The 20918-nt window shown below is 42.1% G+C and carries 20 protein-coding genes; 12 read left to right on the forward strand and 8 right to left on the reverse strand.

Annotated features, from left to right (window positions below):
- Window positions 1–482 precede the first annotated feature (482 nt).
- The 3 genes from yaaA to VR862_RS08655 form a co-directional block, all read right to left on the reverse strand.
- Window positions 483–1244 carry a peroxide stress protein YaaA gene (gene yaaA / locus VR862_RS08645; RefSeq protein ID WP_324720562.1) on the reverse strand — a complete coding sequence of 254 codons (762 nt, stop codon included), beginning with the start codon at window positions 1242–1244 and terminating at the stop codon, window positions 483–485.
- 104 nt (window positions 1245–1348) lie between these two features.
- Window positions 1349–2404, reverse strand: a complete 1056-nt coding sequence (locus tag VR862_RS08650) for an RluA family pseudouridine synthase (protein WP_324720563.1) — start codon at window positions 2402–2404, stop codon at window positions 1349–1351.
- Window positions 2394–3035, reverse strand: coding sequence for a PASTA domain-containing protein (locus VR862_RS08655; protein WP_324720564.1), 642 nt, complete (start codon window positions 3033–3035; stop codon window positions 2394–2396). The genes VR862_RS08650 and VR862_RS08655 overlap by 11 nt, the downstream gene beginning before the upstream one ends.
- Before the next feature lie 102 nt (window positions 3036–3137).
- On the opposite strand from VR862_RS08655, the gene VR862_RS08660 reads away from it, so the two are divergent.
- A complete protein-coding gene (locus tag VR862_RS08660) occupies window positions 3138–4115 on the forward strand; it encodes a D-alanine--D-alanine ligase (RefSeq protein ID WP_324720565.1) in 978 nt (325 codons plus the stop codon).
- A gap of 37 nt (window positions 4116–4152) precedes the next feature.
- On the forward strand, window positions 4153–4605 hold the full coding sequence (coaD, locus tag VR862_RS08665) for a pantetheine-phosphate adenylyltransferase (protein WP_324720566.1): 453 nt from the start codon (window positions 4153–4155) through the stop codon (window positions 4603–4605).
- A 104-nt stretch (window positions 4606–4709) separates the two neighbouring features.
- Here coaD and VR862_RS08670 read toward each other — a convergent pair whose 3' ends face one another.
- Window positions 4710–7019 (reverse strand): TonB-dependent receptor domain-containing protein, encoded by a 2310-nt coding sequence (locus tag VR862_RS08670; RefSeq protein WP_324720567.1) that lies wholly within the window; start codon window positions 7017–7019, stop codon window positions 4710–4712.
- A gap of 186 nt (window positions 7020–7205) precedes the next feature.
- Between VR862_RS08670 and VR862_RS08675 the strand changes: the two genes are divergently transcribed.
- The gene (locus VR862_RS08675; protein ID WP_324720568.1) at window positions 7206–8957 is read left to right on the forward strand and encodes a M14 family metallopeptidase; all 1752 of its coding nucleotides are present in this window, start codon (window positions 7206–7208) and stop codon (window positions 8955–8957) included.
- Here VR862_RS08675 and VR862_RS08680 read toward each other — a convergent pair.
- Window positions 8919–9548: an NUDIX hydrolase gene (locus VR862_RS08680; protein WP_324720569.1), complete on the reverse strand. Its 630-nt coding sequence runs from the start codon at window positions 9546–9548 to the stop codon at window positions 8919–8921. The genes VR862_RS08675 and VR862_RS08680 overlap by 39 nt on opposite strands.
- A 7-nt stretch (window positions 9549–9555) precedes the next feature.
- Here VR862_RS08680 and pyrE point away from each other — a divergent pair, with 7 nt between their 5' ends.
- On the forward strand, window positions 9556–10197 hold the full coding sequence (gene pyrE / locus VR862_RS08685) for an orotate phosphoribosyltransferase (RefSeq protein ID WP_324720570.1): 642 nt from the start codon (window positions 9556–9558) through the stop codon (window positions 10195–10197).
- Between the two features lie 3 nt (window positions 10198–10200).
- Window positions 10201–10593: an SRPBCC family protein gene (locus VR862_RS08690; protein ID WP_324720571.1), complete on the forward strand. Its 393-nt coding sequence runs from the start codon at window positions 10201–10203 to the stop codon at window positions 10591–10593.
- On the opposite strand, the gene VR862_RS08695 is transcribed toward VR862_RS08690, so the two are convergent.
- Window positions 10590–11321, reverse strand: coding sequence for a biotin--[acetyl-CoA-carboxylase] ligase (locus VR862_RS08695; protein WP_324720572.1), 732 nt, complete (start codon window positions 11319–11321; stop codon window positions 10590–10592). The genes VR862_RS08690 and VR862_RS08695 overlap by 4 nt on opposite strands.
- 93 nt (window positions 11322–11414) lie before the next feature.
- Between VR862_RS08695 and rsfS the strand changes: the two genes are divergently transcribed.
- From rsfS to VR862_RS08725, 6 genes are all read left to right on the forward strand, one after another.
- Entirely contained in the window at window positions 11415–11786 is a 372-nt protein-coding gene (gene rsfS, locus VR862_RS08700) for a ribosome silencing factor (RefSeq protein ID WP_324720573.1), read from the forward strand.
- Between the two features lie 17 nt (window positions 11787–11803).
- Window positions 11804–13858 carry an ATP-dependent zinc metalloprotease FtsH gene (ftsH, locus tag VR862_RS08705; RefSeq protein WP_324720574.1) on the forward strand — a complete coding sequence of 685 codons (2055 nt, stop codon included), beginning with the start codon at window positions 11804–11806 and terminating at the stop codon, window positions 13856–13858.
- A 99-nt stretch (window positions 13859–13957) separates the two neighbouring features.
- Window positions 13958–14569: an LUD domain-containing protein gene (locus tag VR862_RS08710; protein WP_324720575.1), complete on the forward strand. Its 612-nt coding sequence runs from the start codon at window positions 13958–13960 to the stop codon at window positions 14567–14569.
- Window position 14570: 1 nt separating this feature from the next.
- On the forward strand, window positions 14571–15374 hold the full coding sequence (locus tag VR862_RS08715) for a phosphatidate cytidylyltransferase (RefSeq protein WP_324720696.1): 804 nt from the start codon (window positions 14571–14573) through the stop codon (window positions 15372–15374).
- Window positions 15364–16017: a phosphatidylserine decarboxylase family protein gene (locus VR862_RS08720; RefSeq protein ID WP_324720576.1), complete on the forward strand. Its 654-nt coding sequence runs from the start codon at window positions 15364–15366 to the stop codon at window positions 16015–16017. Before VR862_RS08715 ends, VR862_RS08720 begins: the two co-directional genes overlap by 11 nt.
- A complete protein-coding gene (locus tag VR862_RS08725) occupies window positions 15986–16294 on the forward strand; it encodes an acyl-CoA-binding protein (protein ID WP_324720577.1) in 309 nt (102 codons plus the stop codon). Before VR862_RS08720 ends, VR862_RS08725 begins: the two co-directional genes overlap by 32 nt.
- Window positions 16295–16379: 85 nt before the next feature.
- Here VR862_RS08725 and VR862_RS08730 read toward each other — a convergent pair whose 3' ends face one another.
- A complete protein-coding gene (locus tag VR862_RS08730; RefSeq protein WP_324720578.1) occupies window positions 16380–19010 on the reverse strand; it encodes a valine--tRNA ligase in 2631 nt (876 codons plus the stop codon).
- A 141-nt stretch (window positions 19011–19151) separates the two neighbouring features.
- Here VR862_RS08730 and VR862_RS08735 point away from each other — a divergent pair, with 141 nt between their 5' ends.
- Window positions 19152–19532, forward strand: coding sequence for a DUF1573 domain-containing protein (locus VR862_RS08735; protein ID WP_324720579.1), 381 nt, complete (start codon window positions 19152–19154; stop codon window positions 19530–19532).
- 50 nt (window positions 19533–19582) lie between these two features.
- Here the strand turns inward: VR862_RS08735 and VR862_RS08740 are convergent, their stop codons facing one another.
- A complete protein-coding gene (locus VR862_RS08740; RefSeq protein ID WP_324720580.1) occupies window positions 19583–20905 on the reverse strand; it encodes a retropepsin-like aspartic protease in 1323 nt (440 codons plus the stop codon).
- Window positions 20906–20918: the final 13 nt, after the last annotated feature.

Raw genomic sequence — 20918 nt, forward strand, 5'->3', positions numbered from 1 at the left:
TAATGATCCCCAGTGTTTTACAGCCTGTAAGGCTGGAACAGATAAAAACTGAGTAAAGTTGTCTCAGCCCTATAGACTCGTAATTTCAATAACTATATTCCCAGGACGAAATACTGCTGAAGTAAATCAGGTAAAAACCACCATTAATTAATTTAAAGTTGTTCCAGCCCTACAGGCTGGTATACCTCATTTTCCATATTCCCGGGACGATGTCCCGGGTTTAATAATCTTAGCCTTTCAGGCTGTCATTCTCAATCGATCAACTAGTCGTAATTTTTGAGAGCAATTTTGAAAGCCTTAGACACAGCAATCGAGCAGATTGAATAATCTCGGTCTGAAAAGGAAAGTCAATTTGAAGGAAAATCTATTTCTGAGGGCAAGGCTGCAGGCCTTGTAAATTTCAGCCCGGAGCATCGCTCCGGGTTTAATGATCCCCAGTGTTTTTCAGCCTGTAAGGCTGGAACAGATAAAAACCTGACGAATTACCTGGTAAAAACAGGCTCGTTTTCATGAGTAGTTTCTTCGGCAGAAAAGCGATAGCCGTCATAATCAAAGGCTTTAATCTCCTCTAAGGTTTCCACCTGATTATCGATGATATATCTTGCCATAGAACCCCGCGCTTTTTTAGCGAAAAAGCTGACAATCTTTCGTTTTCCGTTTTTGAAGTCTTTAAAGACAGGTGAAATCACCGGCACCTTTAGTTTATTTGTATCAATAGCTTTAAAATATTCCTGACTGGCAAGGTTCAGGAAAAGCTCGTTTTCTTTTAGCTCATTATTGAGAAATGAAGTTACCTTGTCCTGCCATAACTCGTAAAGATTCTTTCTTCGACCTATGCTTAGTGAAGTTCCCATTTCCAGGCGGTACGGCTGAATTAGATCCAGAGGCCTCAAAATTCCGTAGTAACCCGAAAGTATCCGCAGAGAATCCTGCATGAAATCGATCTTTTCGACAGGAATGGTATAAGCATCAAGGCCGGTATATACATCTCCTGCAAAAGCATAAACCGCCGGCCGGGAATTTTGTTTTGTATGTTCTTCAGAAAATTCCTGATATCGGGTGTGATTGAGATCGGCCAGTTTATCGCTGATATCCATTAGCCTTGCTATCTCTTTTTTAGACATGCGTGCTAATTTCCGGTTCACTGTAGCGGTAGTTTCCAAAAAGGAAGGCTGTGTACCTCTTGTCGTAGGTAATTTGGAATTATAATCGAGAGTTTTTGCGGGGGATACTACTATTTTCATGGAATTTTCTTGGAAATTTTTCTGATACTCCCCAAAAATATCAAATCCCGACAAGATTTCCTGCCGGGATCATTTATTAGTGCCAATAGGCTTATCAAAAAAGCTTATTCGTCAATGAATTCCTTCTGGTTTTTAGCGTAATTCCTCCATCTCTCGATACAGTCCTGCATATCCTGGGGGATTGGCGAATCGAAACTCAGCCATTCTCCCGTTTCGGGATGTTTAAATCCTAATGTCTTAGCGTGCAGGGCCTGTCTCGGCAGCACCTTAAAGCAGTTTTCCACAAACTGCCTGTATTTTGTGAAGGTAGTACCCTTGAGGATCTTATCCCCACCGTAGCGTTCGTCATTGAAAAGCGTATGACCAATGTGCTTCATGTGCACTCTAATCTGGTGGGTACGACCTGTTTCCAAACGGCAGGAAACAAGGGTGACATATCCCAGGCGTTCAAGAACTTTGAAATGAGTTACAGCCGGTTTTCCCTTTTCCTCGTCTTCTCCCATGTACACGGTATTCTGTAACCTGTTTTTTGGGTGACGACCAATGTTCCCCTCTATAGTACCTTCGTCTTCTTCTACATTACCCCAAACCAATGCCACATACTCCCGCTCACTGCTCTTGTCAAAGAACTGCTTCGCAAGTTTTGTCATAGCCCTTTCAGTTTTTGCAATTACTAAAAGTCCGCTTGTGTCTTTATCGATCCTGTGAACCAGGCCGGGACGTTCATCGCTGTTCTTAGGCAGATTCTCAAAGTGGTAGACCAAAGCATTGATCAGAGTTCCGCTGTAATTCCCATGACCGGGATGCACCACCATTCCCGCAGGCTTGTTGACTATCAACACCGAATCATCTTCGTAAATGATATCTAACGGAATATTTTCGGGGGTAAGCAGAAATTCATAAAGTGGATGTTCAAAAAGCACCTGCACCACATCTCCCGGCTTAACCTTGTAATTGGATTTTACCGGAACTTCGTTCACATGAATATTTCCTTCTTTGGCGGCTGTCTGTATCTTGTTACGGGTCGCTTTCTCAATGTAATTCATGAGAAATTTATCCACCCGCAGTGGCTGCTGTCCTTTATCGGCTACAAACCGGTGATGTTCATACAGCTCATCATCATTATCTTCGGGCTCGGGGCTGTTATTTTCAGAAATCATACTCTTCCTCTTCCAGATCGTTCAAAATTTGTTCTTCGGCGGTAGCTTCTGCTTCCTCCTCTTCTTCCATTCCATATCTTCCGGAGCCATCTCCGAGAACAAGATCGATCTTAGAAGTCTTCATCAGCTTCATTCCGGGTTCTAACAGCTCCCCTTTATGTCGCATCTCAAGTACTACATCCTTAGCCACATCGGGTTTATAACTGATTGTTCCAATTTCAAAGCCAAGGGACCGCAAGGTTGGCTCTACCTGTCTGCGGGTTCTGCGGATGAGGTTCTCGGGAATTTCCACTTTAGTAAATCCTGAAGGGTTCAGCGTAAGATAGATCTTCCTGTTCTCCTTAACCTGTTTCCCCGGAAGCGGCACCTGGTCGATCACTGAATATGGCGGATAATCTGGATTGTAATTCGCCGAATCCAGAATCTCCCTGCGAAGATCAAGCTCATTAAGTTGCTCATCGACTTTATCTAAAGATAAGCGGGCGAGATTAGGCACTGTGATCCTTTGATCCTGATTGGTAGAAAAATCCAGCCATGTAAGAATAATAAAAGCGATCAAAACGAGCGCAACAACAGCCAAAACCAACTGAAGTAGAAAGGTTTTGCTAAAGAGAAATCGAAAAAAACTCATAGTTTAAATTAAAAAACAAAGATATAAAAACAGGTGGTCTTGCAGACATTCATTTAATAGTCGCTACTTTTGTTAACGTAAAAAACCGGGCCATATTTAATTATGAAAAAAAATGTAGCCATAGCCATGGGCGGCTTCTCCAGTGAATACCGCATTTCGATCAACAGCGGGAATGTGGTTTATAAAAATCTTGACCGCAGCAAATATAACCCATACAGGGTTCACATCCTGCAAAAAGAGTGGTTCGTTATAGGTGAGAATGACATGCCTTACCCCATTAACCGGAGTAACTTTACTGTAACCATAAACGGACAGCTCATAACATTTGATTGCGTTTTTAATACCATTCACGGTACGCCGGGAGAAAATGGCCTGCTACAGGCTTACCTTGAGCTACTGGATATCCCGCAAACTTCCTGCAATTTTTACCAATCGGCTTTGACTTTTAATAAAAGAGACCTTATAAGTGTCCTGAAGCCGTACGGAGTCAAAACTGCTGTAAATTACTTTGTCGATAGGAATGATGACATCGATCCAGATGACATTATCAAAAAAGTTGGATTACCCTGTTTTGTCAAAGCTAACAAGGCAGGAAGCAGTTTTGGGATCACCAAAGTAAAAACCCGCGAAGGTATAATTCCGGCCACCAGACACGCCTTTAAGGAGGATGATGAAATCATCATTGAATCTTTCCTTGATGGGACCGAAGTTTCTGTCGGTGTGATCATGTATAAAGGAGAAGTGCTGGCTTTACCTGTTACCGAGATAGTTTCCGAAAATGAGTTTTTTGACTACGAAGCCAAATACCTTGGGAAATCCCAGGAGATCACGCCTGCAAGAATTTCTGAAGAACAGACAAAAGAGGTGCAGGGAATAGCTAAGCTTATCTACAGAAAGCTGAAGATGAAAGGTTTTTCCCGTTCAGAGTTCATATTTCACAACGGCGAGCCGCACTTTATCGAAATGAATACTAATCCCGGATTGAGCGAAGCGAGTATCCTGCCTCAACAGGCACAGGCTGCCGGCATCTCTCTTGAAGAATTGTTTGGAAGCGCGATAGAGGCTGCCCTTGCACACTAGTTGTCAAAAATGCCTATTTTAGAACAAATTTTCTGCAATGAAGAAAGCTGTTTTCCCCGGTTCCTTTGATCCTATCACTTTGGGACATGTGGATATCATTACCCGCGGCCTGCCACTGTTTGATGAGATCATTCTTGCCATTGGTGTCAATTCTGACAAGAAATACATGTTCTCCCTGGACGACCGCGTGAGATTCCTAAAGGAAACCTTCAAAGATGAACCCAAGATCAAAGTGGAAACCTATGAAGGCATGACAGTAGACTTTTGCAAACGACAAAATGCCGGCTTCATCTTACGCGGACTTCGTAATGGAATTGATCTCGAGTTTGAAAAAACTATTGGGCAAACGAACTTCAAATTATCGGGAGTAGAAACTGTCTTCTTTATTACTTCCTCCGGAAAAAGCCATATTTCCTCGACTGTTGTTCGGGATGTAATTCGCAATGGTGGAGATTACCACTTCATGGTACCCGATGTAGTTAGGAAGTAGTTATTTGTTAATGGTTAATTGGAGATTAGTGAATCAAGGATAGGTTAGTTGAGGAGTCAAGAATCAAGAGGCAAGAATCAGGACCTAGTGCAAGGGCTTCAAATTTAGAAATTATACTCAATTCCCAAACCACCATAATAATTCCTAGGCATTCCGGGATAAAAATAGCGGGGGTCTGAACCTCCAAATCCTACAGCATTAGGAATGACCGAAGCTGCATAATGTTCATCTAGCACATTATTAACCCCTCCAAAAAGTTCAATTTCCCAACCATTCATAAATCCGGGTCTCCAGATATCCAGGGGTTCCAGAGAAGCTTTGAGGTGAACCAGATTATAGAAGTCGCGAAATTCTGTGTTAGCATCATTCAGTGGCATTTCTCCTTCGAACTGGTAGGTGGAACGCAGAGTGAAACCAAAGCTCGTTATAAGATCCAGGCCGGCATTAACAGTTTCCCTTGGTACAGCCGGAAGATCATTTCCTGAAAAATCTTCATCTTCAACAATGTACTCATCAAACTTAAAGGAATTGTAAGCGGCATTCAGAAATGTGCGGGCGCGAAGGGCAGAAAATATCGGGAAATTGTAATTCAGCAAAAGTTCCACTCCATTATGATCGGTTTTACCCAGGTTGCGGCCAATATACTGATCTTCGGCGACGCGTTCGGCCACTAAAAGATTATCAACCTGGATCGAAAAAGCTGCAACTTCGGCATAAAGTCGGTTATTCAGAAAGTTTCCTTTAAAGCCTACTTCATAGTTGATCCCCGTCTCCGGCTGTAGGCTGGTGTTGATCAAACCTTCAGGAGTAAGAGTTTCAGCAACTGTGGGAGTTGAGAATCCATGGCTTACAGATGCATAGATATTTTTTCCGGGCACAACAGTATACACTGCGCCGATTCGCGGAGAGATCACATGGTCAAAACTGTAATCCCCCGTCTGGTCAATATTGTCAGCCTCGTAAAGGTCTCTAAGCTCATAGGAGGTTGAGTTAACATTTAGTCCTGCCTCGAGCTTCAAACGATCCTGGAGCTGCAGATTCCACTGTAAGAAAATATTGTAGTAATTCCTGTCCTGCTCGTTATGGCTAAGGTAAAAACCGGGTACACTTCCCGCACTGCCATATTGCTGGTAGAGATTTTCATAGGTAGCAATGTCGTACCATTCATTATAATATTCAAACCCAAAACTTAACTGGGAAGGACGGTCAAGAAAATCACCTTCAAGATTAAATTTCGTCCTGGCTCCCAAAGCCGTCTGCCCTTCATTGAGAATATCGAATGGCCTCGGTTCATAAGCATCCTTAAAAGTCCCGTAAAGACTTGTGGTATTGGTAAGTTCTTCGGAAAATTTATATTTATAGGAAAAGCCAAGCAAACCTTTATTATAGGATTCATAACCCTTTGCAGCGGCCCAGGTAAAGGCAGCCGAAGAAGGATCGGTATAAAAATCTGTCCTGTCCAGCGAACTGGGAATATAGGCTTTTAGTCGCACGAAGTGCCCTAACACTGAAACTTCATGTCTTTCTCCCCCGGCAATTTGTCCGTAAAGGGAAAAAGAGTCGCGATTATAACTTGAATTGTCACGCCAGCCATCTGTCTGCACGTGGTTATAAGTGGCAACAAGATTAGTAGTTTCCGAAGCATGTGCAGCCTGAGCCGTGCCACGAATGAGGTTATAGCTTCCATAGGTGCCTTTAACTTCGGCCGTTGTTCCCTGCTCCTGTGCTTTGGCGGGATATAAAGTTATTACTCCACCCAGTCCTGCCCCATAAACACTTGAGCTGGGTCCCTTTATAATTTCGGCGCGTCCTACCACAGCAGGATCCAGGTCATCCAGAGTTGTTTCCCCTTCGGCACTTGTAATGGGGATCTCCATAAAATAGGCTTTTACCCTGTTAGTGCTGTACTGGGACCGGGCACCCACACCGCGAATGCTCAATTTATTAGTATTGAGAGCTCCCTGTTGCACATTTACCCCGGCCACCATGCTAAAGTTCTGCATGATGTTGGTCTCATCAAATCTTTCTAATTCCTCTCCACTAAGTACAGAAACAGCCGATGGCGTTTGCAGTAGTTCCTGCGGAATGATGGTACTGCGAAGAACAACTTCAGAAAGGGAACCTTCGGCAGGTGCAAGAAAAACCCGGATTTCCTGATCGTAGTTCTCAACCTGTAAATTTTTGCGGGTGTAATCAGGGTATTCAAAATTTAATTTTACCGGCAGCGCTTCAACAGAGAGGGAAAATTCTCCTGCAGGACCGGAAAAAGCTGTTTCTAAAGTATTTGCTGAAGTTACTTTAACTCCCTCCAGAGGTTTGTTGGTGAAGGCGTCCAAGACCACACCATTGATATCCTGGGCAGAGAGATTTGCGAAGATAAAGAAGCTAAAAAGTAAAAACAGGTGATTTCTCAAGATCAATTTTGGTTTTGGTTAGAAACAGGTTTCAAGAATGCCATTTTTGGCACCCGTTATATTCTCAAACAGAAGCCTTAGCTAAAATAAGCTTTTTTTAAAGGTTTAGAAAAACCCGTTTCTTATTAGCACTTCTTTATGCTTTTGAAGTTTTTCTTTATGTTTACGGCTGCTAAACGTCCCTGCATGAAAAAGATACTGGCTCTGGCAATATTCGTAATTAGCCTTAGCTCCTGTGATTTCTCCAATTACATCCTGGAGCAGGATTACGATTTCACTACTGTTTTTGAAAAATCTGGTGGAACTGAAACTGCTACTTACCGCGAGGTGATCGACTTCTATGAAGACCTGGCAGCCGTCTATTCTACAATTGACCTGCAACGCATAGGAGAAACTGACAGTGGCGAACCACTACACCTTGTGACCTACAGCCGTAACAGGAACTTTGATTTTGATGACCTTCGAAATGACCACAGCATAGTTTTGATCAACAACGGGATTCATCCCGGGGAAAGTGATGGAATTGATGCTACAATGATGCTCCTTCGCGACCTGGCACAGGATTCAATTGTGCTTCCGGAAAACACGGTCATAGCTGCAATCCCGGTGTATAATGTTGGTGGTGCCTTAAATCGCAATTCCTTTACCCGCACCAATCAAAATGGTCCCAAATCCTATGGCTTCCGGGGAAATGCAAGAAATTTTGACCTCAACAGGGATTTTATAAAAGCCGACACCAAAAATACCCGCAGTTTCTATGAAATTTTCCACCTCCTGGATCCCGATGTTTTTATAGACACCCATGTGAGTAATGGTGCAGATTATCAATACACCCTTACCCATTTATTTACCCAACACGATCAAATGGGTGGAGCTCTTCGGAACTATATCAAAACTGATCTACGGCCGGCCCTGGAAAAAGCTTTGCGGAAAAAAGATTGGGATGTAACTCCTTATGTGAACGTTTTTGGAGATGTACCGGAAAAAGGTTTTTCACAATTCCTCGATACACCCCGTTACTCCACCGGGTATACGGCTCTTTGGAATACCCTGGGCGTAATGGTAGAAACGCACATGCTCAAGCCATACGACAAGCGGGTTAGGGGGACATATGAATTCTTGAGATCGATGATCGATATCGCCGACGAGGATGCCGAACTTATAAAAAAGCTGCGAAGTCGTGACTTTAAGGAATCTCAGGCAAGGAATGAAGTCGCATTCGATTTTAAAATTGACAGTAGTAAGGTTTCTGCTCTCGAATTTAAAGGCTATGAAGCAGAAATAATAGCGAGTGAAGTCACCGGTTTTGATAGAATAAAATACGATACTACCCGTCCCTACACAAGAACCGTAGATTACTATGACAACTTTTTAGCTTCACGGGAGGTAAAAACGCCACAAGGCTATATTGTACCACAGGCATGGTGGCAGGTAATAAACCTGTTGGAGCTCAACAATGTCAAAATGATCCCTTTTGAGAAGGATACCAGCCTTACAGTGGAGGTCTACAGGATCAAGGACTATAAGACCAGAAGTAATTCTTATGAAGGTCATTACCCTCACTACGATGTAGAAGTGGAAAGCAGCAGGCAAAAAGTAGGTATACGCAAAGGGGATTTCTTTGTACCCATAAAACAGAAGGCTGCGAAATATCTCATGGCAACTCTAGAGCCTCAGGCTCCGGATTCGTTCTTCTCCTGGAACTTCTTTGACAGCATTCTTCAGCAAAAAGAAGGCTTTTCACCCTATGTTTTTGAGGATATAGCAAGAGAATTTCTTGACGATTATCCGGAAATTGAAGAGGAATTTCTTTTGAAAAAACAGAATGAACCCGAGTTTGCAGCCAATTGGTACGCTCAGCTTGATTGGATTCACAAAAAAAGTGAACATTACGAAAGATCACACTTGAGATATCCCATTTTTAGAGTGAACCGGTAAGATCTCTTCGGGAAAGAGCAGCTTGATATTTGCGTAAGATTTCTTTAGGGCCTTTTGGGCCTTAGCCATGTCTTTCCATTTCACTTTCATAATGCCTTCACTTTCTTCAGGAACCAGCTCGCCGTCATAATCTGTAGTCATTTCATACCAGTAGGTAACTTTAAGCTTATAACGACCTTTTCTTTGAAATACGTGATATGTAGTTTGAAGGAATTTGGTGATTCTTAGATTTTTTACCCCCGTCTCCTCCTCGACCTCTCTTATTGCGCCGGTCTCAATACTTTCGTTTTTCTCCACCTTACCTTTGGGCAGATCCCAGCGACCATTGCGGTATATGAAGAGAACTTCATTATGTGGATTTAAAACCAATCCTCCGCCTGCAGTTACAACGGGTAACTTCTTAAAAAGGTGCTTTAGAAGCTTTTCTTTTTTATCGTGATACAGGTTTACATAGAGCAGTTTGCCTTTGTTGATTTTTTTGATAATCCTTTTAAATTTGGCCTCTTTTAACGGAATAGATATATATTTTTCACCTAAATCCTTTTTCGTTGAGAGAATAATAGGAATATCATTTACAAAAACTTTATACATTTGCAGTATGATTTTAGACAAGGAAACAGCTCGCAAAACTGCTGAGTTATTATTGCAAATTAAGGCAATAAAATTAGATGCACAACAAGGGTTTAAGTGGGCGAGCGGTTGGAACTCTCCTATTTATTGTGACAACCGAGTTATACTTTCCTATCCTCCCATCCGCAATTTTGTAAGGGAACACATGGCCCGCCAAATTGAGCAATTATATGGCAAAGCCGATGTTATTGCAGGAGTAGCCACAGGAGCCATTGGAATTGGAATGCTTGTGGCAGAATATCTGAGCCTTCCTTTTGCTTACGTGAGACCTGAACCAAAATCCCATGGTCGAAAAAATCAAATTGAAGGTAAGGTCGAAGAAGGACAAACAGTCGTAGTCATTGAAGACCTTATAAGCACCGGGAACAGTAGTTTAAATGCAGTTAAGGCCTTACAGGAGGCAAATCTCCAGATCAAGGGAATGCTTGCTATTTTTTCCTACGGTTTTGATACTGCCACAGAGAATTTCAAAAAATCTAATATCGAGCTACACACCTTGAGCAACTATGAATACCTGCTCGAGGTAGCTTTAAAGACAAATTATATAAATCAAGCCGAAAGCGAGCTCCTGAAAAGCTGGCGTAAAGATCCGGCGAACTGGAAAATATAAGCTATGGAATTACAGAGTGACAAAGTAACAGTACAAAAGAGTCAGCAGGAGCTGTTCGATTTTCTTACTAACGTGAGTAATTATGAGCAGATCATGCCTGATAGTAAGGAAAAATTTGAAGTAAAGTCTGAGGACACTTTTGCTTTTGCCCTTAAAGGAATGCCGGAGATCTCCCTTCAGATACAGGAAACAAGAGAACCGGAATATATCAAATTGGGTTCTACTTCAGATAAATTTGATTTTTCACTTGATGTGGAAATTGCTTCTCTGGGTGAGAACCAGAGTGAGGCACAACTATTCTTTCATGGCAAGTTCAACACCATGATGGCCATGATGGTAAAAGGGCCATTAAAGAAATTCATAAATACTCTTTCCGAGAACCTGTCAAGGATCTAGTAACAGAGGGATACTTCCTTAAGATCAAATTCGGCGGTCACTTCATCTTCGGTCTGGACGAGCAACTTACCAGCTAGAGTGACTCCAAGGATCATTCCTGTCAAGAGTTCTCCGTCAGGTTTTCTGAAGGTAGAAGGCACTAACCTTCGAAAAAGGCGATTTTTATAATTGCTTAAGATATCTTCAGAATTTTCTTTAGCAAGTTTATCAAAGCCGGCTTCCAACTCCCGGAGAACAACTTCCAGGACATCATCTGTATTAAATTCAGAATTAGTGGCAGTTCTCATGGAACCTGCCTGTGGCAGACCTATGAACTCCTCCTGATTCACATTAAGGCCCACTCCTACTATGGAACCCATCACTTTTCCTTCGGAAAGAATATTCTCGATGAGAATACCGGCCACCTTTTGATTGGCTGACAAGATGTCGTTAGGCCACTTTACCCGCAGACGGGGTAAATTAAATTTTTCAAGAGCCGAAATAAGAGAGACTGCTACTGTCGCACTCAGCAAAAATTGCTGTGCCGGATCAATTTCCGGTTTAGGTAAAAAGACTGAAAAAGTGAGGTTTTTCCCTTCTTCAGCTTCCCATATTGTACCGCGTTGTCCCCTGCCCTGCAGTTGTTTTTTTGCCACAATACATGTCAATGGCATTTTCGGGTTTTCTCTAAGAAGATCCCGGGCGAAAGAATTAGTGGAGTCGATGGCATCAACTTTGATAAGGTGCATAAGAAGAATAGATAATGCAGGAGTTAAATGTTATGAAAACCAAGGTTCAAAAACCTTAAAAAGTAATAACTTTGCGCAAAGAAAATAAATTTAATGACAAAAAAAGAAGCTAACAACGATATACTTATTGCACATATAATCAAGGGGATCGAAGAAGTTAAAGGTAATGACATTGATATCCTTGACCTACGGGAAATCGAAAATACTGTTTGTGACTACTTCGTTATCTGCAACGGCACTTCTAATACACAGGTAAACGCTATTGTAAATTCCATTCAAAAGACTGTTAGTAAATCTCTTAAAGACAAGCCCTGGCACATAGAAGGATCTGACAATGCCGAATGGGTACTTATGGATTACGTGAGTGTTGTAGTACATGTTTTCCAAAAACACATCAGAGAATTTTACGATATTGAAAGTCTTTGGGGAGATGCAAAATCTACCTCAATTGAAACAAATTATTAAGAGTTAAGAAAGAACGCATGGCCAAAGAGCAACCTAAAAATAAAAAAGAACCCAAGAAGCCTAAATTCAGTGCATACTGGATCTACGCTGCTATTATACTGGTCTTCCTCGGAATAAATTTCTTTAGCGGAAGCGGGTTCAATGAGCCTGCCAAGACCAATCCTGCTGAATTTTTAAATTATCTCGAGCAGGGAGATGTGAAAAAGGTGGTGATCGTGAACCGAAGTCAGGCAAAAGTTTTCCTGACTGAAGAAGCAAAAGCAAAAGATGTACACCAGCAGGCTGTCCAGGATGAACTATTTCCCGGTGGAGAATCTCCTGCATATACATTTGAATTTGGAGACCTTCAAAACCTTGAAGATGACATTAGGGAAGTAAAGGCCGAAACTGACATTAATACCCCTGTAGTATTTGAAACCCACCAGAACGTTTGGGGTGATATTTTATTGACCCTATTGCCTTTCATCCTTATCATTGGGATATGGATCTTTATCATGCGTCGTATGAGCGGTGGAGCCGGCGGGGGCGCAGGCGGACAGATCTTCAACATTGGAAAATCAAAAGCCAAGCTTTTTGATCAAAATACAGACGTAAAAGTTTCCTTTAAAGATGTTGCCGGACTAGAGGGTGCAAAGGAAGAAGTTCAGGAAATTGTAGACTTTCTTAAAAATCCCGATAAGTACACCTCATTGGGAGGAAAAATTCCAAAAGGCGCATTACTGGTTGGCCCTCCGGGAACAGGTAAAACCCTTCTCGCAAAGGCCGTTGCGGGAGAAGCAAAGGTTCCTTTCTTCTCATTATCGGGGTCTGACTTTGTGGAGATGTTCGTAGGAGTTGGAGCGTCAAGGGTAAGAGATCTTTTCAAACAGGCAAAAGAGAAATCCCCGGCCATTATTTTCATAGATGAGATTGATGCAATTGGTAGAGCTCGTGGAAAGAGTAATTTTTCTGGCTCCAATGATGAGCGCGAAAACACGCTCAACCAGCTCTTGACTGAAATGGACGGTTTTGGAACCAATACAAATGTCATTGTACTCGCTGCTACTAACAGGGCAGATGTACTGGATAAAGCCCTTATGCGGGCAGGTAGATTCGACAGACAGATTTATGTCGACCTGCCGGATGTTAGGGAAAGAAAAGAAATTTTTGAAGTTCACCTTCGCCCTCTTAAAAAGGTTGCAGACGAACTGGATACGGAATTCATGGCAAAACAAACTCCCGGATTTTCGGGTGCCGACATTGCTAACGTCTGTAACGAAGCTGCACTTATTGCTGCAAGAAAGAGCAAAACTGCAGTAGGCAAACAGGATTTCCTGGATGCGGTAGATCGTATCGTGGGAGGACTTGAGAAAAAGAACAAAATAATCACTCCGGAAGAGAAACAAGCTATTGCTTTTCACGAAGCGGGACATGCAACCGTGAGCTGGATCCTGGAACATGCTGCACCCCTGGTAAAAGTTACTATTGTACCGCGGGGGCAATCCCTTGGAGCTGCATGGTATCTCCCGGAAGAAAGACTTATAGTGAGGCCCGAGCAAATGCTGGATGAGATGTGTGCTGCCTTGGGCGGTCGTGCTGCCGAAAAGGTGATCTTCAATAAGATATCTACCGGCGCACTTAGTGACCTGGAAAAGGTAACCAAGCAGGCGCGTGCTATGGTGACCGTCTACGGCCTGAACGAAAAAGTTGGAAACCTGACTTATCATGATTCTTCAGGCCAAAGCGAGTATAACTTTACCAAACCTTACAGCGAAAAAACTTCAGAGTTGATCGATAAGGAAATCTCCAATCTTATTGAAGAACAATATCAGCGTGCGATAAGATTACTGGAAGAAAATAAAGATAAGCTCACTCAATTAGCTGAAATTCTCCTGGAAAAAGAGGTCATCTTCAAAGACAACCTTGAAGAGATCTTTGGAAAAAGACCATACAAAAGCCGTGATGAAATAATGAACGGTAACAGCCAGGAAAAACATGTGCCTGCGCAGGAAGAAACTGTAACCGAAAGAACTGTTCCGGGAAGTACAGCAACTTCAGAGGCACCAGATGCACCTGCTTCCGAAGAAAAATAATTACTTAAATACCTGTAAAAAATCTTGACTTATCCTAAACTGTAAGTTAAGATTTTTTACCTTTGGTTGAAATGCTACTTAGAGTAATTGAAAACCTATATGAGTCTATTTAGAAATTTCTTAAACCCTAAATCTAAATCAGACAAAGGTCAGGATAAGGTAGAAAATTCTGACCGTAGCAAGTACATGCCAGATGTTAAGCTCCCTACAGATGAGCGGTTTATGCTCAATTTTAAAAACAATGGCGGCAAATTTCTTTATTGTGAAAGTAACGAGGAGTTGATAGAAACCTTCGAAAACATAATGTTGGAGAATGACTGGTATGAAAAACAGACTTGTTGTTTTGATCAGAACTTAAGGGATAAATTTTCGGACCAGAACCTGGAATTCACCACTTCTGGTGATGCAGCTTTTTTTCTGAGCACCTGTGAATACCTAATTGCCAATGACGGCTCCATTCTAATCTCTTCAAACCAGATCAAAGAGAAGAAGCTTAAGGAACTACCGTACAACTTTGTTATTCTTGCCTCTACCAGTAAACTAGTCGATGCGATTGGAGAAGGTCTTAGAGGTATTAAATTCAAAAATAAAGATCGTATTCCTTCCAATATTACAACCATTAAAAATTTCGAGAACAACAAGGAAGGAGACTTCATGAGTTATGGAAGTAGCACAAAAAACCTATATTTGCTGCTTCTGGAAGATCTGTAACATGAAGGAAAGTATTATTCGGGGATTATCGGGGGTCTTGTACATATCTATACTCGTGGTTTCCATATTCGCGTCTGAATTTGCCTTCACCACCCTTTTTCTTTTATTTGGAATTATTTGTCTGCGGGAATTGCAACGTCTCCTCCACCTCAAGAGTTATCTCGGCTATTTCCTCCTCATAGGTTTTTTTTACATTTTCAGTTATTTACGCTGGAATCCCTATGCGACTATGCTCCTGCTGTTGATCACTATTTTTGTTAACCTATTCCTGGTGAAAGACCTTATGCTGGTTAATAAAATTCCGCTTTTTGAGAAGAAGAAGTATGTAATAGTTATCTTCTACCTCATTGCCTCAATGATCTTTTTAACCCTCATCCCCAGTTATACGGGAGACTTCACCCCGGAACTGGTTGTAGGGATATTTTCCCTTATTTGGATTAATGATACTTTTGCCTATCTTGTAGGTAAGAACTTTGGAAAAAAGAAGCTCTTTGAAAGAATATCACCCAAAAAGACAGTAGAAGGCTTCCTTGGAGGCCTTTTATTTAGTGCCGTCGCTGCATATCTGGTCTTCTTTTTTACGGGACTGCTGGACTTACATACATGGGTTGGAATGGCCATAATTTTAAGCATTTTTGGCACCCTTGGAGATCTTATTCAGTCAAAGTTTAAAAGACAGGCCGGCGTAAAAGACAGCGGAAGATTAATGCCGGGGCACGGAGGGCTGTTTGATAGACTGGATAGTATTATATTTGCCAGCCCGTTTGTATACGGCTACTTACAACTACTTAACTATGTTTCATAAAGAAGGATATAAAATCATGGGAGTTGCAATGATCCTGTTGATCATTGTAAATCTACTTGCCCATACATTCATTTTCACCTACTGGATTCGCATAGCCATTCTCGTTGGTTCGATCCTCCTCTTCTTCCTTATTATTCAGTTTTTTAGAAACCCTAAAAGGGAAACTGAACTCAACGATGCACACGTGGTTGCTCCTGTAGACGGCAAGGTAGTGGTCATAGAAGAAGTTTTTGAAAAAGAATATTTCAAAGATAAGAGATTAATGGTATCTGTTTTTATGTCGCCTATAAATGTACACGTAACACGACATCCAGTTGGCGGTGTGGTGAAATACAGCAAATACCATCCGGGGAAATATCTTGTGGCCTGGCATCCCAAGGCCAGTGAAGAAAATGAGCGGACAACAGTGGTTGTTGAGAATGGAGTTACCGGAGAGATCCTGTACAGACAAATTGCCGGAGCGCTCGCTAAAAGAATTGTGAATTACGCCAAAGTAGGTGATGAAGTAGTGCAGGGAAGCGACAGCGGGTTTATCAAGTTTGGTTCACGAGTAGATGTTTTTCTTCCGCTTGGAACTCCGCTGGAAGTAAAACTGAATCAAAAAGTAAAAGGTGGAATTAGTCTCATTGCCAAAGTTTCCTAATCCTGTAGTCATGACTCCCGAAGAAGTTGACAGGGAATTTCAAAAGGCTTACGAAAAAGCCAGCAATACCTCCCAAAATTTGCCGCCAGACCTTATGCTGAAGCTATACGCATATTATAAGCAGGCTACAGAACATACCTCTGCCTACATTCCCTCGGGGGCCAACGATGTAAAAAACGCATTCAAGCTTAATGCCTTGCTCCAGGTAAAAGGAATGAGTATAATGGAAGCCAAGGAAGCTTACATCAAGCTGGTCAATGAAAATATAAAAGAATAGCAGCGGTCTCTACGCTGAAATAGGTTCGCCACCAATCAGAAGCACCAAATTCCGGTTGTAATAATCAGAAACGATATTAAACCTTCTAGGACAGGCCTTTTATACTTGCCTCTATAGCTTCGATCTTTGCCTCAGCATCAGCCTTCTTCTGCTTTTCTATCTCCACAACCTTGGCAGGTGCTCCACTTACAAACCTTTCATTTGACAGTTTCTTCTCGACCGATTGAAGGAAACCACGGATATATTTAAGCTCCTCTTCTAACTTGGCTTTTTCTGCCTCAACGTCTACCGCGCCCGCTACAGGAATAAAATAATCATTGGATTTCACCCTAAATGATAGTGCTCCCTTGACCTGCCCGGTTGTATAGGCCAGCTGGGAAATGTTCCCCAGTTTCTCTATTACAGGATCAAATTTAGTTGAAACTTTCTCATTATTGAGCACCTGTAGCTCAATTTGATCTTTATAGGAAATGTTCTTTTCCTTTCTGATACTTCTTATACCCGAAATAACTTCAGAAGCAACTGAAAAATCTTCAATAATAGAAGCGTCGAAATCTTCACTTTTTGGCCAGCTGGCAACAATAAGAGCTTCCTCTTTTGAACGCTCCTTCATGGCCTGCCATATCTCTTCAGATACAAAAGGAACAAAAGGATGAAGGATCTTCAGATTATTTTCCAGAATCTCATTTACCGCGTCAAAGGTCACCATGTCCATTGGATGACCGTAAGCCGGCTTTACCATTTCCAGGAACCAGGAACAGTAATCGTCCCACACCAGCTTATATGTTGCCATTAAAGCGTCGCTGATTCGATATTTCCTGTAGTTGTCTTCAATCTCCTGCAGGCTTTTTTGAAATTTTGCCTTATACCAGTCAATCGCGATCGCGGCAGATTCAGGTTGAGAAGCTTCTTCTGATACCTCCCAGGAACTCACCAGCTTAAAGGAGTTCCATATTTTGTTCACAAAAGCACCACCTTGTTTACAAAGATCTTCATCGAACATAAGATCATTGCCCGCAGGGGAGCTAAGCAACATCCCCACTCTCACACCATCGGCTCCATAAGCTTCTATTAGTCCCAGCGGGTCCGGAGAGTTACCAAGGGATTTCGACATCTTACGGCGCTGCTTGTCCCGAACAATCCCGGTTAAATAGACATTATTAAAAGGTTTCTGATCCCGGTATTCATATCCTGCAATAATCATACGGGCTACCCAAAAGAACAATATTTCGGGAGCTGTTACAAGATCATTTGTAGGATAATAGTAGTTAATTTCCTTATTATCGGGCTCCAGAATCCCGTTGAAAACACTGATTGGCCATAACCATGAGGAAAACCAGGTATCGAGAGCATCTTTATCGCGGGTGAGATCGGCAGCAGTGAGTTCAGGGTTACCAGATTCGTTCCTGGCAAGCTCTAGAGCCTCTTCTGCAGTCTCGGCCACTACAAAATCTTCTTTTCCATCACCGTAGTAAAAGGCCGGTATCTGCTGTCCCCAAATGAGTTGTCGGCTAATGTTCCAGTCCCGAACATTCTCCATCCAGTGACGGTAGGTATTGATAAACTTTTCGGGCACCAGGTTGACCTCTTTTTCCAGCACCGCATCAAGGGCCGGTTGAGCAAGTTCCTTCATCTTCAGAAACCACTGGTCACTCAATTTTGGCTCAATTACAGCACCTGTACGCTCGCTAGTTCCAACTTTATTTATGTGATCTTCGGTCTTAACCAGGATGCCTTTCTCCTTCAGTTCCTTAATGATCTCCTTCCGGGCTTCGAAGCGATCCATCCCTTCATAGTTCATTCCGTAGGAATTAAGGGTAGCATCATCATGAAAAATATCGATCACCTCAAGATTGTGCTTATCACCCAATACCTTGTCATTCTCATCATGGGCAGGCGTTACCTTAAGGCAACCGGTACCAAACTCCATATCTACATATTCGTCCTCGATAATAGGAACAGAACGTTCGCACAAGGGCACGATTGCTTTTTTCCCTTTTAAATGGGTAAACCGTTCATCATTTGGATTTATGCATATTGCAGTATCGCCCAGAATGGTCTCGGGCCGGGTAGTTGCTATTGTAAGGCTGTCATTTGATCCTTCGATCCTATACTGAAGATAATACAGGTGACCCTGTCTTTCCTGGTATACCACCTCTTCATCTGAAAGTGTGGTCTTTGCCTGTGGATCCCAATTGACCATTCGGTAACCGCGATAGATATGTCCTTTGCGGTAAAGATCCACAAACACCTTTATGACCGAAGCAGACATGTCATCATCCATGGTAAACTTGGTTCGCTCCCAGTCACAGGATGCACCTAATTTCTTTAGTTGTTCAAGGATAATTCCCCCATGTTTATGGGTCCAATCCCAGGCGTGCTTTAGAAATTCTTCTCTTGAAAGTTCATTTTTATCAATTCCTTCAGCTCTTAATTTCGCCACTACCTTTGCTTCCGTAGCAATAGAAGCGTGATCTGTTCCCGGCACCCAACAGGCATTATATCCCTGCAATCTCGCGCGGCGTATCAACACATCCTGAATGGTATTATTAAGCATGTGCCCCATGTGCAGCACCCCCGTTACGTTCGGCGGCGGAATTACAATAGTATAAGGCTCTCTTTCATCAACTTCAGAATGAAAATATCCATTCTTCATCCAGTAGTCATACCACTTTTTTTCAACTTCCTTTGCTATGTAATTTGATGCTACAGCCATTCTTTGGTGCGGTTTTTGGAATATCTGGGCAAAAGTAATTATAACTTCAGGATTAAAAAAGGAGAAGCAGTCGTTTGCTTTTTTATTTGCTACAAAAAGCAGATTATTAGTATATTTACAATTCTGATTAAATGAAAAACTATGAAAAAACTAATTGCAATCGCCATGTTCGTTCTGGTCGGTTTTGCGGTACAGGCACAGGAATCAGCTAAAATCGAATTTAAAAGTGAAGTGATCGATTATGGCGAAATAAAGAAAGGAAGTGACGGAGTAAGGGTTTTTGAATTTACCAATACCGGAAAAATTCCACTAGTGATAACCGATGTTACCTCTAGTTGTGGATGTACCATTCCTGAAAAACCAAAAGATCCTATTGCTCCAGGTGAAACCGGAGAGATCAAGGTAAAATATGATACCCAAAGAGTCGGTCCCATTAGAAAAACGATCACCGTTTACTCTAATGCCGAGGAGCCTGCGAAATCTATAAAGATCAAAGGAAAGGTTCTTGAAGAAGAAATATAAAGCAGTATAAAAAACACCATTTTTGAGACCCCTTCACCCGAAGGGGTTTTTTATTGGAAAGGATTTTCAAGCCGGAACTGATAATTAAACCTTCTTCCCTTCCGCAATACTTCCATAGTGATCGTTTCCCCTGCTCCGGAAGAAAATATTTTAGTGAAATCATCAAGCTCCATTTTCCATGCATTGCGGCGGTTGATCTTCAAAACCTCATCCCCTACCTTAAGCCCCGCGCTCATTGCAGGAGCATTCTCCCTTAGCCTTGCTATCTTAAAAGCCGGTTTTAATTCGAATTTCTTGAAGAAGGACGGTTCCATGATGATCTCGTTCTGGTTTTCACTTTTAGAAAGGATCGAGGACACTACCTCCTCATAAGATTCAATTACTTTAAAGCCACTGTGTTCCAGAATAATCCCGCTCATATCAAAGGAAAAAGCTTGCTGCCTGTCTTTATTTCCTCTTAGGTACAAAGATTGGTTCTTATAGTCAAAGATCAAATGAAAACGTCTCAAAGTCTCTGCACCTATGCTCCCGTTGCGGGCACGATAGGTCTTTAGATCCTGAACAGAAAGGCTGTCGGGAAAGGATGCAGGTATGTTTTCAAGCACTTCCTCTCCAATTTTAATTGAACCTACCAAGCCTCGTTCTCCAATTACATCTCCTAAAAGTCCCATCCCAAGAAAATCTGTATATGTCTTTTCGGGAACATGAATCTTGTCATCATCAGGAAAAAGCCAAAGGGCATCGCTAAGGCCATTGTCCAGAAGCAGGTTTGCCCGCGCCTCCATGCCGTCGATCTCCACATCTACCTCCACATAAGGTTTCTCCTGATGGAACTGCAAAGGAAGCCTACTGTATCCTCTCAATCTCTTTTTAAATCGATCGGGATCATGCAGCCTGAAAAAATTCCGGGAATAATTAATTTCCACAATGAAATCTTTGAAGAGGTCATAACCAATTATTCCGTGAACAGGCACTCCCAGCCGTGGGGAAAAATTGATGTTTTCATCAAAGATCACGTAAAGGCTAAGGCCGGGATGGGTTGTCTTTCCTAAGGTAAATTTATTGTCTACAGACCTGTAGGCTTCGATCAACTCCTCACCACCAATTCCTTTAAGAAAGATCTTTTCGGCATTTTTGAGTAACAGCGTGTCCTCCTTGTTCAGGGTAAGAAGCACCGAAGTTTTTACTCCTGTATCTACCAGGAATGATAATTGGGTGCCGTTAAGCTCCACAGGAACGATCATGAGGTTGTTGACCATTTCGAATTTGATCTTATCACTTTTCCTGTTGTTCTTGATAAGAAATTTCTCCTGGGCACGACTGCTCATTATCATTCCACAAAGAAATAATATTAGCAGCCTTGCACTTAGCATAATGTAAGAATTA

The sequence above is a fragment of the Salinimicrobium aquimaris genome (assembly GCF_035607535.1).
In the GTDB taxonomy this organism is placed as follows: domain Bacteria; phylum Bacteroidota; class Bacteroidia; order Flavobacteriales; family Flavobacteriaceae; genus Salinimicrobium.